Source organism: Clostridium sp. (genome assembly GCF_021443865.1).
GTDB lineage: Bacteria > Bacillota > Clostridia > Clostridiales > Clostridiaceae > Clostridium.
Genome location: NZ_JABUTB010000018.1, coordinates 24932 through 41017, shown reverse-complemented (window position 1 = coordinate 41017; position 16086 = coordinate 24932). Strand labels below are relative to the sequence as shown.

The window sequence follows — 16086 nt, the reverse complement described above, 5'->3', positions numbered from 1 at the left end:
GTGAATCTTAAAGGATCGCCTTTCGGAGACTCTACTTTAATAACTTCTGCGCCTAAGTCCGCCAGATATCTGGCACAGCACGGTCCTGCAATAAAGGTTGCAAGCTTCTTTTTTAAGAACATTGTTTATTGTTATGGGAACAAAGGGCATAATGCTATCAAGTTAATAGCAATGATGAATAGAATCAAGAGAGAGATTAAAGGTTTGAATTCTTATTATGGGAATAGAGACAATACAAGTAATCATCTCTGGTGGTTTTGGTCAAGGAAAGGAGGAATAGGCAAGACAGAACTTTTACAATCACTTCAGAGGGTTGTTGATAATTTAACTTTTGGAAATACATTTTCAAACTTATTAGGAAAGAATTTTAACGCATCAGTTTTGAACTTTGGCTTAATCTTCAGGATGGATGAAGTAGGAAGTTTTGACAAATTTACAGATTATTACGAGAAAATCAAGAATACAATCACGAATAATGAATTTATCATAGAAAGAAAAGGAGTTGATGAGCAGAAGATAGAGAACAGATTTATCTTTATTGGCAGTGCTAATGAGCCAGCGACAGCAAGAATAATAAAGAATCCAGATGAAAGAAGACTTGTTCAATTCAATATAGAGGACAGACTTTGTGAGATTTTGAATAAATATAAAACTCCAGATAAGAATAGACTGAGAAAGTTTTATGAAGATTTCTGGAAATTGCTTTATCAGGTTACTCCTACTGAATTGTTTATTCCTTACAATAATCTTGATGATATATTGAAGTCAGGCAATAGCAATTATAAGTCAAATGCACTTGTGATGTTGTCTGAATTTATCTTAGAGCATGAACATGATTTTGATGGAGAAAGATTTACAGCTTTATCTTTGAAGAAGAAAGTAAATTCAATAGGAATAGGAGCTATTTATTTTGACAGGTCTAATTCAGTTTATGAAAACTTTCTAAAAGATAATTCTATTTGTTCATCAGCTGGTGGGAATAGATATAGAATAAGAATTTCAAAGTTAAAGAAATGGTTGGAAAAATACGACAAAGAAGAAGGTAAAGATATCACAGCAACAGATAAGATTTATAATGCTGATGAACTTTTAGAAGAATTAAGAAAAGCATGTTCTGAATATGAAGTAATTGAAATTTCAGCAAAAGAAAATATAAATTTAGATGGTATTCTAGAGCTAATTGAAGAAAAACTCCCATATAAAATGAAAAAGTGTGAGTATATAATACCTTATGATAGAAGTGATATTAATTCATTCCTTCATAGAAATGGTAGAGTTTTAGAAGAAGAATACAGAGAAGATGGAAGTTATATGTTAGTTGAAGTAGATGATGAGATATATAATAAGTCTAAAGAGTTTGTAACAATCATAATTTCCTAAATTATATAAAAAATTATAAAACTGCAATGAAGTTATACTTTATTGCAGTTTTTATTCATATTCTATATAATTATTTTAATAATGAATAGTAAATAACAGGGGGACAAGTAATGGCAAAATCAATTATAGATTATCAAAATGCCTTTAAAGAAATAACAGAAACACTTAAGAAAAATGATAATGCTCTTTCTATATTTATATTTGGAAGTATGGTTAGCGGAGACCTTTGGGAAGGATCAAATATAGACTTGTTTGTAATATATAAAGAAGATTTTGATGAAATTAGAGATATTTATTCAGAAGTATTAGATATACCAATACATATAAAATTTATAAGTAAGGAATTATTTAAAAAATATTATAATGAAGCAGGAAAAAGAGAAGTAATAAAGAATTCTTTAATTTCTTCCAAAATGATATATTCAATAGATGATGAAATAAATGATTTATATCAAAAGATTATATATATGATAGATTCTGATAAAGGAAGATTAAACTTAGTATATCTGGGTAACTTTTTTAAGGAAATTGGAATTTGTAAAAAATATATAAGTAAAGGTAGTATATATACTGCCCATGAACTTTTATTAAGAGCATTAAATAATTTTTCAATGCTTTTTTTAAGTGTAAATGGATATACAGTAAGTAAGGATTCATTAACTATGGCATGTAATTTAAACGATGTATTAAATGAAAAGGTAAAAAATTTACTATCTAAAGATGTTAACCATAAAACTATTAAAGATATATTAGATTATATGGAAAATTACTTAGAATATAATATAGAAAAAGCTTCTAAGGATTTAATTGATTTTATAAAAAATGAAAATAGACCTTTAAGCTTTTATGATATTAAAATAAATCCATATTTTAAAAATTTTAAAATAAAATTTGAAGAAGTATTAAATGTATTATGTGAGAATAATATTATTCTTAAGGAAAGAAGAGAATTTAGAGATTCTAAAGGTAACTTCCTAGCTATGGAAAACGTATATAGTTATAAAAACTAATAAGCTGGAGGCTTTATGGAGGAAATATATAATATAAAATTTAAAGAGGATATTCCTAAATATATTCAAGTAGCAGGTAATATAAAAAAATTAATAGAGAGTAGACAAATAAAAGATGGAGAAAAACTACCAACTATTAGAGAACTTTCTAATACTTTAAAGGTAAATAAAGTTACAATAGTTAATGCATATAAAAAATTAAAGGTTGACGGTTATGCATATCAAAAGGTAGGCTCAGGAACTTACGCTAAAAGAAAAGAAACTATTTCATCCTTTAATAGAGAATATTCCAAGAGTTTTAAGGAATTATCTTCAAAGGATTTAAAAGATATAATAGATTTTACTGGAGAAACAAATTCAGATGTCTACTTTCCTATAGAAGATTTTAAACATGTAATTAATGAAGTTTTAGATAGAGATGGAGCTAATGCTTTAATAGCTAAGGAATCTCTTGGATATGAAAATCTAAGAAATACTATTAATAAAGCTTTTTGGAATGATGAATTAGATTTAAATAATATATTAATAGTTTCAGGAGCACAGCAAGGGATAGATATTGCTTCTAAGGCAATAGTAAATATAAATGATAATGTAGTAGTAGAAAAACCTACATATGGAGGGGCTATTTCAGTATTTAAATGGAGAAGAGCTAATATATTTGAACTTAACTTAGAAAATGATGGAGCTAACTTGCAAGAATTAGAAGAGATATTAAAAAAGAATAATATAAGCTGTTTTTATACAATGAGTTATTTTCATAACCCTACAGGGATAAGCTATAGTTTAGAGAAGAAAATAAAATTACTAGAGCTTGCAAAAAAATATGACTTTTATATTATAGAAGATGATTATTTATCAGAACTTATATATGACAATGATGTACAGCATCAACCATTAAAAAGTTTAGATAAGTATGAAAGAGTAATATATATTAAAAGTTTTTCTAAGATTTTTTTGCCTGGAATAAGACTTGGATATATGATAGCTCCATCTTCATTTAATGAAAGTATTCAAAGTTCTAAGATTAATACTGATATATCAACCTCTAGTCTAATGCAAAGAGCTTTAGAGTTATATATTAATGAAGGTCTTTGGAAAAAGAGCATAGATTATCAACAAAAGATGTATAAAGAAAAATATTTATTAATGAAAGAATTAATAAATAAAGAGCTTTCTAATAAGGTTTCATATATAGATCCAAAGGGAGGTTTATATTTTTATTTAGAAATTAAAAATAAAAGTATAAATTCAAAGGAATTATTTTATAGATTAAAAAAGAAAAATTTATTTATTACACCAGGAGCTATACTATTTAAAGATTCAAGTAATGGAGATTATTATTTTAGAATTAGTTTCTCCCAAGCAAGCAAAGAGAAAATAGTTGAAGGAATAAATTTAATAAAGGAGGAGCTTAAATGAGTTACGTTACTATAAGAGATTTTGGAGAAGATAGATTTTTAGAAAAGAAATCAGAATTTATAGGTTATGCAAAAAGATGTGAAACTGAAGAAGAAGCAAAAGCATTTGTAGCAGAAATAAAAAACATGCATAAACAAGCTACTCATAATTGTTATGCTTATGTAATTGGTGAAAATATGGGAATTCAAAGATATAGTGATGATGGAGAACCTCAAGGAACTGCTGGAATACCTATATTAGAAGTAATGAAAAAAAGTAATATTACCGATTGTGCAGTAGTAGTTACAAGATATTTTGGAGGTATACTACTTGGAGCTGGAGGTCTTACAAGAGCTTATACAAAGGGAGCCTCTGTAGCTTTAAAGGCTGGAGGTATAGTAGAGAAGGTAAAAGGAATTAGATTATTGCTTTGTATGGATTATGATATGTTGGGAAAAATACAATATAAATGTAACGAAAATAATTGGCATATCGAAGAAGTAGAGTATACAGATAAAGTAGTAGTTCATATATTAGCAGATATTGAATTATCAAAAATAATAGAAAAAACTGTAATAGAAATTTCTAATGGTAAAATAATAATAAGCAAAACTGATGAAGATATATATTTTAAGGAAGAAAATAGGTTATTTAAGGTAATTTAGAAGTTTGTCATAATAAATTAATTGTGATATAATTCCACTGTATTTATAAAATATTTATTAGTGTTGGGAGGAATAAAAATGTCAGGACATTCAAAATGGCATAATATACAAAACAAAAAAGGAAAAGCAGACGCAAAAAGAGGAAAAATCTTTACAAAATTAGGTAAAGAAATTGTTATAGCAGTTAAAAATGGTGGTCCTGTTCCCGACAATAATCCAAGATTAAGAGACGTAATTGCTAAAGCAAAGGCTGCAAATATGCCTAATGATACAATATCTAGATCAATTAAAAAAGCTTCAGGAGAACTTTCAGGAGTAGACTATGAAAAGATAGTTTATGAAGGTTATGGTCCATCAGGAGTTGCTGTAATTGTAGAAACATTAACAGATAATAAAAATAGATCAGCAGGAAACGTAAGAAGCGCCTTTACAAAAGGTGGTGGAAACATGGGAGCTACAGGATGTGTAAGCTTTATGTTCCAAGAAAAAGGTGAAATTGTTATTGAAAAAGAAGATAAAGATGAAGATGAAATAATGATGCTTGCATTAGATGCTGGAGCAGAAGATTTCCAAGCAGAAGAAGAAGTATTTATAGTAACAACTACTCCAGAAGATTTTGGAACAGTAAGAGAAGCATTAGAAGCTGAAGGAATAGAATTCTTAGAAGCAGATGTTAAGATGATACCAGACACATATACTGAAATTAACGAAGATGATGCTAAAAAATTCCAAAAGATGTTAGACTTACTTGAAGATGATGATGATGTTCAAGCAGTTTACCACAATGCTGAATTCCCTGAAGGATGGGATGAATAATACTGTTAGAAACAGTGATATCAATAGATTCAAAGAATTTAATAAGTATAATATCAGCTTATAATTTAGTGTAAAACAGCTTGATTAAGATATACATATTAATTTAGCTATTTAAAATTTAAGAGATATAAACAAGGATTAAGATATATATAACACCTCCTTGATTACTTTATATATTAGTTAATAATATCTATAAAGTAGTCAGGGAGGTGTTTTTGCTTATCTAAAAAGTTACATTAATTAATATAAATTAGAATATTTTATTTAATAAAAAAGAGCTAGTATTACTAGATCAAAAAGTTAGAAATATTTATATACACAAAACAGAGATTAGAGAGTAATAACTAAATTAAATTTATTATTACTTCACAATGTAAAATGACTAATGGCATTTATTTTAACATATTAATTAGTATATTTATAAGTATTACTATAGGTAATAGAGAATATAGTAATAGATTTATTTACTTATTGAAAATAAATAAAATTCTAATAAAAGTTAATAAAAATAGATGTATTTTGAATGTTTTATGATAAAAAGAAGTATAAATGAATTTATTTACAGTTTTCAGCTAAATTCTAGCAATTTAAATAAAAATAAGGAAATTGACAGTGTAAATTATGGAATATATAATGAGTTGAATAAAGATAAATTGTGGCATAAGACTTATTTATTTACATAACTTAAAGGAGAAAGGAATATGAACTTTTTTAAAAAATTAAGCCCTGGCAGAATAATTGTTTTGGGATTTTTTTCTGTAATTGTTATTGGAACTATATTATTAAAGTTACCTATATCAATTCGTGATGGGGTAAGTGTCTCTTGGGTTGATGCTTTATTTACATCAACTAGTGCAGTTTGTGTAACAGGATTAATTGCAATTGATACTGCTGACACCTTTACTGTTTTTGGACGAGCTATAGTAGCTTTATTAATTCAAATAGGTGGACTTGGAGTTACATCAGTAGGTGTTGGATTTATTTTGCTGATGAGAAAAAAAGTTGGAATAAAAGAAAGAGTACTAATTAAAGAATCAATGAACTTAGATACAATGAAAGGTCTTGTAAAACTAGTTAAATCTGTATTATTAGTTACTTTAAGTTTTGAAGTAATTGGAGTAATTTTAAGCTATCTAGTCTTTTCTAAGGATTACAATCCATTAGATGCATTAGGAATAAGTGTGTTCCACTCTATAGCAGCTTTTAATAACTCAGGATTTGATATTTTAGGGGGACTTCATAATTTAATACCATATCAAAATAATGTATTGTTAAATTTAACTACATGTGGACTAATTATTTTTGGTGGGTTAGGATTCTTAGTTATTAAAGAAATAATAATAATTAAAAAGTTTAAAAAATTCAGTCTACATGCAAAGGTAGTTATAACTGTAACTGCTATTCTACTTGTAGCAGGTACTTTATTATTAAAAGCAACAGAAAACATATCATGGCTTGGAGCATTTTTCTTTAGTACTTCTGCAAGAACAGCTGGATTTAGTACTTATAATCTTGGAAATTTTACAAATGCAGGATTATTTACATTAATTGTTTTAATGTTTATTGGTGCATCACCTGGTTCAACAGGGGGAGGTATAAAGACTACAACAATCTTTACTTTGGTTAAAAGTATATATAGTACATCTACAAATAAGAATTGTGTAGCATATAAAAGAAAAATACCGTCATCTGTTATATTTAAAGCATTTAATATTTTTGTACTAGCTATTATGGTAGTTTGTTTTGGAGTGTTTTTATTAAGCATATTAGAGCCTAATCGTACATTTATTCAATTGTTATTTGAGGTTACTAGTGCTTTTGGAACTGTAGGATTATCAACTGGAATTACTCCAGACCTTAGAGATTTAAGTAAAATAATAATATCTATAATTATGTTTATAGGTAGACTAGGACCAATGACTATGGCAAGTATATGGCTAGTGAAAGAGCCGTCAAATGCTTGTTATTCAGAAGAAGCAGTTATAATTGGATAGGAGGATAAATATGTTTAATCATAAAGTATCTATAGAATTTGGAATAATAGGAATAGGAAGATTTGGTTTCGCATTAGCAAAAACTTTAATTGAAGCAGGTAAGGAAGTTATAGTTATAGATAGCGATGAAGATAAGATAAAGCAAATAAGAAACTTAACTGACAATGCTTTTGTAGTAAATAATTTAGGAAAAGAAGCCCTTGAGGAAACTGGTATTCAGAATTGTGAAACAGTATTTGTATGTATTGGTGAAAAGATAGATGTTAGTATTTTAACCACATTAAATGTAATAAATATGGGGGTTAAAAGAGTTATAGCTAAAGCTAATACATATGAGCAAGGTTGTGTATTAAAGAAAATAGGTGCTGAAATTGTATATCCAGAGAACGATATGGCAATTAGAATTGCAAATAGATTATTAAACGAAGAAGCTTTCGAATTTATTGAGTTAAACAATGATATTCATATAGAAGAGCTTAGAGTTACTAAAGTAATAGATGGTAAATCAATATTGAAATCTAAAGTGCGTAATGAATTTGGATTAAATATCATAGCCTTAGAAAGAGATGATGAAACTATAATTGAATTAGATCCTAATTTTATATTAAAGGAAAATGATTTTATAGTGGTTATAGGAAAAAAGAATTCTATTAGAAAATTTGAGGAATATTTAAATCATAAATAAAAAAGAGTGATTTGCCAAAATCACTCTCCAGAATTCCTCTGTAAACTACCTTTTCACTCCACTTGGAAGATACTTAAGTATAAATATATAATAACAGAATTTAAAATTTTATCAATAAGAAATTAAAGTAATAATAGGTAATATGTACTATAAAATAGGGGGTAAAATAGTATATTTATAGAATTTATAAGATAGAATATATATTGTTTTAAGTTATATTACCTTATAATGGATTTATACTTATAATTGTGGAAAATCAGATAAATATATCTTTTATTGAGATATATTTTATGATATAATCTTTGAGTATTTTTAGTTATGGGGGAGTATAATCATGAAGCATATTAAGACAATTAATAAGACAAATATCAAAAACAGCTTAGTTAAACCAGGTTGTAAGGAATGTGCTAACTCATGTCAATCAGCTTGCAAGACATCTTGTACAGTTGCAAACTTAGAGTGTGAAAACTAATTAAAGAAAGCGGCAACAAGACAGTTGCTGCTTACTTTTTGTTTGAAAAAGCTTTTGGAGGGATGTAAATGTCTTTAATACACAAATTTAAACAAGGGGAAAATTACTTTGTATTAGATGTAAATACAGGAGCAGTTCATATAGTAGATGAGTTAGTATATGATTTAGTTCATGATAATGGAATGAAAGATAAAGATGAAACAGTTAAGCTTTTAGCTAATAAGTATGATAAGGAAACTATTATAGAAGCTTACGATGAAATATTACAACTTATAGATGATGGAATGTTATATTCTGAAGATAAGTATGAGGATATAGCTCATGGATCTATGGAAGATAGAGATTATATAAAGGCAGTTTGCTTAAATATAATTCATGGGTGTAATTTAAGATGTAAATATTGTTTTGCAGATGAAGGAGAATATAATGGCCATAAAGGTGTTATGTCTTTAGAAACTGCAAAAAAAGCAATAGATTATGTTGTAAAAAGAAGTGGTCCAAGAAGAAATATAGAAATAGATTTATTTGGTGGAGAGCCTACTATGATTATGGATACTGTAAAGGAAATAATACAGTATGCTAGAGATAATGAGAAAGAGTGGAAGAAAAACATTAGATTTACTATGACAACAAATGCTACTCTTTTAAATGATGATATGATGGATTTTATGGATAAGGAAATGGGAAACATCATATTATCACTAGATGGTAGAAAATGCATCAATGATAATGTAAGAATAAAAGTTGATGGAAGTGGATCATATGATGACATAATTCCAAATATAAAGAAAATGATTGAAAGAAGAACACCAGGTAAGATGTACTATGTTAGAGGAACATTTACAAGAGCAAATACTGACTTTTTTGAAGATGTAATGGCTATGGTAAATGAAGGCTTTGATGAAGTATCTATAGAACCTGTAGTCTTAGAAAATGGACATCCTCTTGCTTTAAGAGAAGAAGATTTACCTGAAATAATGAAAAACTATGATAAGCTATATGAAGATATGGCAAAAAGAAAAAGAGAAAAAAATGGAGAGTATAACTTCTATCACTTTAATGTAGATTTAAATGGTGGACCATGTGTTTATAAAAGAATTTCAGGTTGTGGAGCAGGTTTTGAGTATGTTGCAATTACTCCACAAGGAGATGTATACCCATGTCATCAATTTGTAGGAAAAGAAGAATTTAAACTTGGAAGCATATATGATGATACATACAATAAAGATCTTGGTAAAGAGTTTAAAAAGGCTCATATATATAATAAACCTAAATGTAGAGACTGTTGGGCAAGATTCTATTGCAGTGGAGGATGCCAAGCAAATAACTTTAGCTTTAATGGGGATATGAAAATTCCTTATGAAATTGGTTGTAAAATGCAAAAGAAGAGAATTGAATGTGCTATAGCTTTAAAAGCAGAGTAATATAAATATAAGGGTTGGTATTTGCTTATGTTCAGATACCAGCCTTTTATATTACAATAATAAGAAGAATAAGTTTTGGAGGTTAAAATGAAATTTACATTAAAAAATAAAATAAAACTTATATATAAGAAAACAACATCTAACTTAACTTCAATATCAATATCTTTAGATGCAGGAGCTTGCAGGGAAAAAGATTTATTAGGAGTTGCTCATGCCACAGAACATATGGTATATAAGGGTACAAAAAACAGAACAGAGCAGGAGATAAATAAAGATTTAAGCAAAATTTTTGGCTTTCAAAATGCTATGACTAATTTTCCTTATGTTATTTACTATGGAACTATGTTAAATGAAGATTTTGAAAGAGCAACAGAAATTTTTTGTGATATAATTTTAAACCCTACTTTCTCAAGTGAAGGCTTTCAAGAGGAAATGAAGGTTATAAGTGAAGAATTAAAGGAATGGGATGAGGAATTAGAGCAATTTTGTGAAGATAAGCTGTTTTTAAATAGTTTCAAAAAAAGAAGGATAAAATATCCTATTATAGGTACAACTAAAGATTTGCAACAAATTAATTTAGAGCATATTAAGAAATTTTATAAAGAAAATTATTTGCCCAATAAAACCTCTATTGCAGTTGTTTCCTCATTAGAGTTTGAAGAGGTTAAAGGTATAATTGAAAGGTATTTTGAAGCTTGGGAAAATTCCTCTTATGAAGGAAAAAATGAAGAAATTATTTATGATAAAGATACTTTTGGAGTATATAAAAATAATAGAGATGGAATTAATAGCTGTAAAGTTCAAATGATTTTTCCTATAGATGAATTGAATTATGAAGAAATAAAAGCATTAAGAATATTTAATGAATACTTTGGTGAAGGAGTTAATTCATTATTGTTTGATACATTAAGAACTAAAAATGGACTTGTATATGATGTTTTAACAAAGATTTCTTATGAAAAGTATATAAAGCTTTATAAAATAACCTATAGTACCTCAAAGGAGAATTTAGACAAATCCTTAGAATTAATAAACAAATGTATAAAAGAGATAGATAAGTTTGAAAATGTAGTAACTGAAGAAGATATAAGAGATTTTATAAAGTCTATGAAGCTAAGAAGATGGTTTAGAGAAGAACAAAATATAATTTTGGCAAAGGAATTATCTACATATAATACAATGTTTGGTGATTATAAATTATATTCTGAAGAGTTTAATAATCTTATAAATATGGATAAGAAGTATATTTTAGAGGTAGTTAAGAAAGTCTTTAAATATAAATCTATAGAAGTAATAAGTAATTAAAATATTAGAGCGTATTAATATGAAAAGGAAGATAGTAATGAATAAAGCACCTTTATTGGAAGAATTATTAAAATACCATAAAGAAGAGAACTTAATTTTATCAATGCCAGGAAATAAAAGTGGTAAAGGCTTTTTAAGAGATTCCTTAGGAAAAAGTTTTAAAGAAGCTTTAGGAGATTTAGATATTACAGAGGTTGGTAACCTAGATAATTTACATTGCCCAGAGGGAGTAATAAAAGATGCACAGGAGCTTTTAGCTAAGACTTATGGAGTAAAAAAAGCATACTTTCTTGTAAATGGAAGCACCAGTGGGAATTTAGCATCAATTTTTTCTGCTTTTAATGAGGGGGATGAGGTATTAGTAGAGAGAAATTGCCATAAATCAATTTATAATGCTCTTATTTTAAGAAAATTAAAAGTAGTTTATATTGAGGCTGTTATAGAGAAAGAATTAGGTATATTTTTACCTTCTAGGAAAGAAGAAATAATTAAAGCTCTTAATAAATCTAAAAATCCAAAGGGAATTATATTAACTAATCCTAATTATTTTGGTGTTTATTATGAAATAGATGAAATAATAGGAGAACTTAAGAAAAAGGGACTAAAGGTAATAATAGATAGTGCTCATGGAGCTCATTTTGGAGTAAGTAAAGAATTACCTAAATCTTTAGCTAAACTAGGTGATTATGTAGTGTTAAGTGCACATAAAACCTTGCCAAGTCTTACTCAAGGAGGATTTTTATTAGTAAATAGCGATGATAAAAACATTGACTTTTATATAAAAGCATTTATGACTACATCACCATCATATTTAATTATGGCATCATTAGATTATGGCAGATATTACTTAGATAATTATGGTGAAGAGGATTATGATAAGCTTATTGAAAGAGCGGAGTTTTGGAAGGATAGAATAAATTCTCTTAATAAAATTAATATAGTAAGTAATATTAAAATAGATGATAATTATAAAATAGATAAAAGTAGATATTTAATTACTTTAGAGGATGGATATAGTGGTCATAAGCTTTTAGATTATTTAAAAGAAAAAAAGATTCAATCAGAAATGAGCTTTTCTAAGGGATTAGTATTAATTTTATCACCTTGTAATAATAATAGTGATCTTGAAAAACTATATTGTGTAATAAAGGAACTAGATATGAATAATATAGCTTCAGTAGAAGAAATTTATATATATAAAAGTATATTACCAAATAAAGTTTTAGAACCTTTTGAAGTATTAAATTTAAACTATAATAAAGTTTCAATTAATGAGTCCATAGGTAAAATATCTAAAAGCTTTATAATACCATATCCACCAGGAATTCCAATAGTTTGTCCAGGAGAAATTATTACTATAGAAGTAAAGGCGTTAATAGAAGAATATCTAAAAAATAATTTAACTGTAATTGGAATAGAAAATGAAAATATTGAAATAATAGAGATTTAAAGCTTTACTTTAATATGTTGAAATTTGTTTATTTATTTTAAGATAAAAACTAAAATAAGGATAAAATGAATTATAGTAAATATTGACATATAATATTTATTTAAATAAAATATTTTGTTGTAAGAGGAGGGATTTTTATGGAGAGAAATAAAGGAAATATATCAATTCATACTGAAAATATTTTCCCTATTATAAAGAAATGGTTATATTCTGATAAAGATATTTTTATTAGGGAGCTTATTAGTAATGGATGTGATGCAATAAGTAAATTAAAAAGATTAAGTACCTTAGGGGAAGCAAAAGTAAATGAAGATGAGCAATATAAAATCTTAGTTTCAGTTAATAAGGAAAATGGAACATTAAAGTTTATTGACAATGGTATTGGAATGACTGAGGAAGAAGTAAAAAAATATATCAACCAAGTTGCCTTTTCTGGAGCTGAAGACTTTATAAGCAAATACAAAGATAAAATAAATGAAGATAAGGATATAATAGGACACTTTGGTTTAGGTTTTTATTCTGCTTTTATGGTAGCAAAAAGAGTTCAAATTGATACACTGTCATATTTAGAAGGAGCAGAAGCTGTAACTTGGATTTGTGATGGTGGAACTGAATATGAAATATACCCATCTGAAGATAGAAAAGTAAGAGGAACTACTATAACTCTATTTATAGATGAAGATAGTAAAGAATTTTTAGAAGTATATAAGGTTAGAGAAATTATAGAAAAATACTGTTCTTTCTTACCAACAGAAATATATTTAGAAGAAGAGGGTAAAGAGGTAAAAGAAGAGGATAGGAAACCATTAAATGATACAACACCACTTTGGATGAAATCTCCAAAGGATTGTACAGATGAGGAATACAAAGATTTTTATAAAAAAGTGTTCTTAGATTTTAATGATCCTTTATTTTGGATTCATTTAAATGTAGATTATCCATTTAATTTAAAAGGAATATTATATTTCCCTAAATTAAAGCATGAATTAGAAGCTACAGAAGGTCAAGTTAAGTTATATAATAATCAAGTTTTTGTAGCTGATAATATAAAAGAAGTTATACCAGAATTTTTACTTTTATTAAAGGGTACAATAGATTGCCCAGATTTACCTTTAAATGTTTCTAGAAGCTTCCTTCAAAAAGATAAGGATGTTATTAAAATTTCTAAACATATAGTAAAAAAAGTAGCAGATAAATTGGTAAGTCTTTATAAAAATGAAAGAGATAACTTTAATGGTTTCTGGAAGGACATCCAAATATTTGTTAAATATGGTTGCCTAAGAGATGAAAGTTTTTATGAAAAAATAAAAGATATTATTATATTTAAAAGATTAAATGGTGAATATATAACTTTAAAGGAATACCTTGAAGAAAATAAAGAAAAACATGAAAATAAAGTATTTTATGTAACTGATGAGAAGCAACAATCTCAATATATTAAAATGTTTAAAGAAGCAAACTTAGATGCTTTAGTGCTAGATTGTTCATTAGACAATCATTTTATAAGCTTTTTAGAAGCTAAGGAAACAGGGGTTACCTTTGCAAGAATAGACTCTGATATATCTGAAACATTAAAGAATAATGATACAGAAGACTTAAAGGATTTAAATGAAAAAATAAAGAATCTATTTAATGAAGTTATTTCTAATGGAGTAAAAGAAGTTAAAGTAGAAAGCTTAAAAAATACTGAAACACCAGCTATGATATTAGTTTCAGAACAGTCAAGAAGAATGATTGAAATGAGTAAGATGTTTGGTGGCATGGATATGCCAGATATGTTTAAAGAAGAAAGAACTTTAGTTATTAATAATAATAACCCAATTATTAAGAAAATAGCTTCAATTGATTTAGAAGGAAAAGAAGAAAAAGTAAATTTAATTTGTAATTATATACTTGATCTTGCTTTATTATCTAACAAAGAATTATCTTCGGAAGAAATGGATAACTTCATAGATAGAAGCAATAAATTATTGAATATAGTTATTGGATTATAAATTATATTATTTATAATATCTTGAATAAAAAAACTCCGAAAGGAGTTTTTTTAATGCTTTAATAATTGTACCGATACAATGGACAAAATGAAAATCTTGGATTATTATAAAGTAAATAACTTTTAGAAGTAGGTGCACTTATGAATGAAGTTAAAAAAGTAGCAACAATAAATGATTTATCAGGAATAGGAAGGTGCTCCTTAACAGTAGCAATACCGATTTTATCAGCATTAGGAGTGCAATGCTGTCCTTTTCCAACAGCAGTATTATCTTCTCAAACAGAATTTGAAAAATTTACTTTTCTAGATATTACTGATGAAATGATTAAATACAAAGAGACTTGGAAGGAACTAGGGTTTAATTTTGATTGTATTTATAGTGGATTTTTAGGGTCAGAAAGACAAATAGATATAGTATTAGATTTTGTTAAAGAAAAGAAAGATGCGTTAATTATTGTTGATCCCGTTATGGGTGATAATGGAAGTATATATGATACCTTTACAGAGGGAATGTGTAGAAAAATGAAAAAGTTAGTTTCTGTAGCAGACCTAGTTACACCTAATTTAACAGAAGCTTGTATTTTAACAGATGAAGTATATGATAAATATAAAACTAGCAGTGAAAAAGTAAAGAAAATAGCTAGAAAGATATCTAGTATGGGGCCTAAGCAAGTAATAATAACAGGTATTATTAGAGAAAATAAAATTTATAATTATGCTTACAATAGGGATGAAGATAAAGATTTTATTATAGAAGCAGAATTTAATAATGAATCTTATAGTGGAACTGGTGATATTTTTACTTCAATAATTACAGGTTTACTTTTAAATGGTCATGATTTAAATTATTCAGTTAAACATGCAACTGAATTTATATGTAATGCTATAAATTTTACATCTAAGTTTAATACTAATCCAAAAGAGGGAATTATGTTTGAGCTGTTTTTAAAGGAGTTGATTTTAATAAATGAACACAAGTAATAAAACAAGGAATATTGTATTAACAGCAATTTTTGCGGCAATGATATGTATAACAATTGCCTTTTTTCATATACCAACAGGTTTTAATGGTGGATACATTCATTTAGGAGATACACTTATATATTTAGCTGCAGTACTTTTACCTACACCATATGCAATGGTAGCAGCAGGACTTGGTGGTGCTCTTGCAGACACTTTAACAGGTGGTATCCTTTGGGCTATACCAACCATAATTATTAAACCTACAATGGTATTATTTTTTACATCTAAAGCAGATAATATAATTTGTAGACGAAATATTTTAGCTGTATTTATTGCAGGAATTGTAGGATGCCTTGGATATTATTTAGCAGGAGCTATTATTTCAGGAAACTTTATTGCTCCACTTATAACTTTATATTTAGAATTAATACAACCTTTAGTAAGTGGTATAATATTTGTAGTAGTTGGTTACTCTTTAAATAAGATAAAAATTAGAGAGAAAATTTCACATGTTTCTGTAAAATAAAATGC

Annotated in this window: 15 protein-coding genes; 14 read left to right on the top strand and 1 reads right to left on the bottom strand. The window is 27.0% G+C overall.

Annotated elements, in window-relative coordinates:
- On the bottom strand, positions 1-122 hold a 122-nt coding region (locus HUJ77_RS04980; RefSeq protein ID WP_291707486.1), incomplete at its 3' end, for a CoA transferase.
- Between the two features lie 49 nt (positions 123-171).
- Here HUJ77_RS04980 and HUJ77_RS04975 point away from each other — a divergent pair.
- The 14 genes from HUJ77_RS04975 (at position 172) to HUJ77_RS04910 (ending at position 16081) form a co-directional block, all read left to right on the top strand.
- Complete coding sequence (locus tag HUJ77_RS04975; RefSeq protein ID WP_366032820.1) at positions 172-1380, top strand: DUF5906 domain-containing protein; 1209 nt, start codon at positions 172-174, stop codon at positions 1378-1380.
- A 110-nt stretch (positions 1381-1490) separates the two neighbouring features.
- Complete coding sequence (locus HUJ77_RS04970) at positions 1491-2390, top strand: nucleotidyltransferase domain-containing protein (protein ID WP_291707479.1); 900 nt, start codon at positions 1491-1493, stop codon at positions 2388-2390.
- 15 nt (positions 2391-2405) lie between these two features.
- Complete coding sequence (locus HUJ77_RS04965) at positions 2406-3809, top strand: PLP-dependent aminotransferase family protein (RefSeq protein WP_291707478.1); 1404 nt, start codon at positions 2406-2408, stop codon at positions 3807-3809.
- A complete protein-coding gene (locus HUJ77_RS04960; protein ID WP_291707477.1) occupies positions 3806-4453 on the top strand; it encodes a YigZ family protein in 648 nt (215 codons plus the stop codon). Before HUJ77_RS04965 ends, HUJ77_RS04960 begins: the two co-directional genes overlap by 4 nt.
- 78 nt (positions 4454-4531) lie before the next feature.
- Positions 4532-5269: a YebC/PmpR family DNA-binding transcriptional regulator gene (locus tag HUJ77_RS04955; protein ID WP_291707476.1), complete on the top strand. Its 738-nt coding sequence runs from the start codon at positions 4532-4534 to the stop codon at positions 5267-5269.
- A gap of 701 nt (positions 5270-5970) precedes the next feature.
- The gene (locus HUJ77_RS04950) at positions 5971-7263 is read left to right on the top strand and encodes a potassium transporter TrkG (RefSeq protein WP_291707475.1); all 1293 of its coding nucleotides are present in this window, start codon (positions 5971-5973) and stop codon (positions 7261-7263) included.
- A 10-nt stretch (positions 7264-7273) separates the two neighbouring features.
- Positions 7274-7948 carry a TrkA family potassium uptake protein gene (locus tag HUJ77_RS04945; RefSeq protein WP_291707474.1) on the top strand — a complete coding sequence of 225 codons (675 nt, stop codon included), beginning with the start codon at positions 7274-7276 and terminating at the stop codon, positions 7946-7948.
- Positions 7949-8282: 334 nt separating this feature from the next.
- Positions 8283-8420 carry a six-cysteine ranthipeptide SCIFF gene (gene scfA, locus HUJ77_RS04940; protein ID WP_016208429.1) on the top strand — a complete coding sequence of 46 codons (138 nt, stop codon included), beginning with the start codon at positions 8283-8285 and terminating at the stop codon, positions 8418-8420.
- 68 nt (positions 8421-8488) lie between these two features.
- Positions 8489-9844, top strand: a complete 1356-nt coding sequence (scfB, locus tag HUJ77_RS04935; protein WP_291707473.1) for a thioether cross-link-forming SCIFF peptide maturase — start codon at positions 8489-8491, stop codon at positions 9842-9844.
- Positions 9845-9931: 87 nt separating this feature from the next.
- A complete protein-coding gene (locus HUJ77_RS04930; RefSeq protein ID WP_291707472.1) occupies positions 9932-11149 on the top strand; it encodes a pitrilysin family protein in 1218 nt (405 codons plus the stop codon).
- Positions 11150-11186: 37 nt separating this feature from the next.
- On the top strand, positions 11187-12599 hold the full coding sequence (locus HUJ77_RS04925) for an aminotransferase class I/II-fold pyridoxal phosphate-dependent enzyme (protein ID WP_291707471.1): 1413 nt from the start codon (positions 11187-11189) through the stop codon (positions 12597-12599).
- A 137-nt stretch (positions 12600-12736) separates the two neighbouring features.
- Positions 12737-14593, top strand: a complete 1857-nt coding sequence (gene htpG, locus HUJ77_RS04920) for a molecular chaperone HtpG (RefSeq protein WP_291707470.1) — start codon at positions 12737-12739, stop codon at positions 14591-14593.
- A 140-nt stretch (positions 14594-14733) separates the two neighbouring features.
- Positions 14734-15573: a pyridoxamine kinase gene (locus HUJ77_RS04915; RefSeq protein WP_291707469.1), complete on the top strand. Its 840-nt coding sequence runs from the start codon at positions 14734-14736 to the stop codon at positions 15571-15573.
- Positions 15560-16081, top strand: a complete 522-nt coding sequence (locus HUJ77_RS04910; RefSeq protein WP_291707468.1) for a TIGR04002 family protein — start codon at positions 15560-15562, stop codon at positions 16079-16081. Before HUJ77_RS04915 ends, HUJ77_RS04910 begins: the two co-directional genes overlap by 14 nt.
- Positions 16082-16086: the final 5 nt, after the last annotated feature.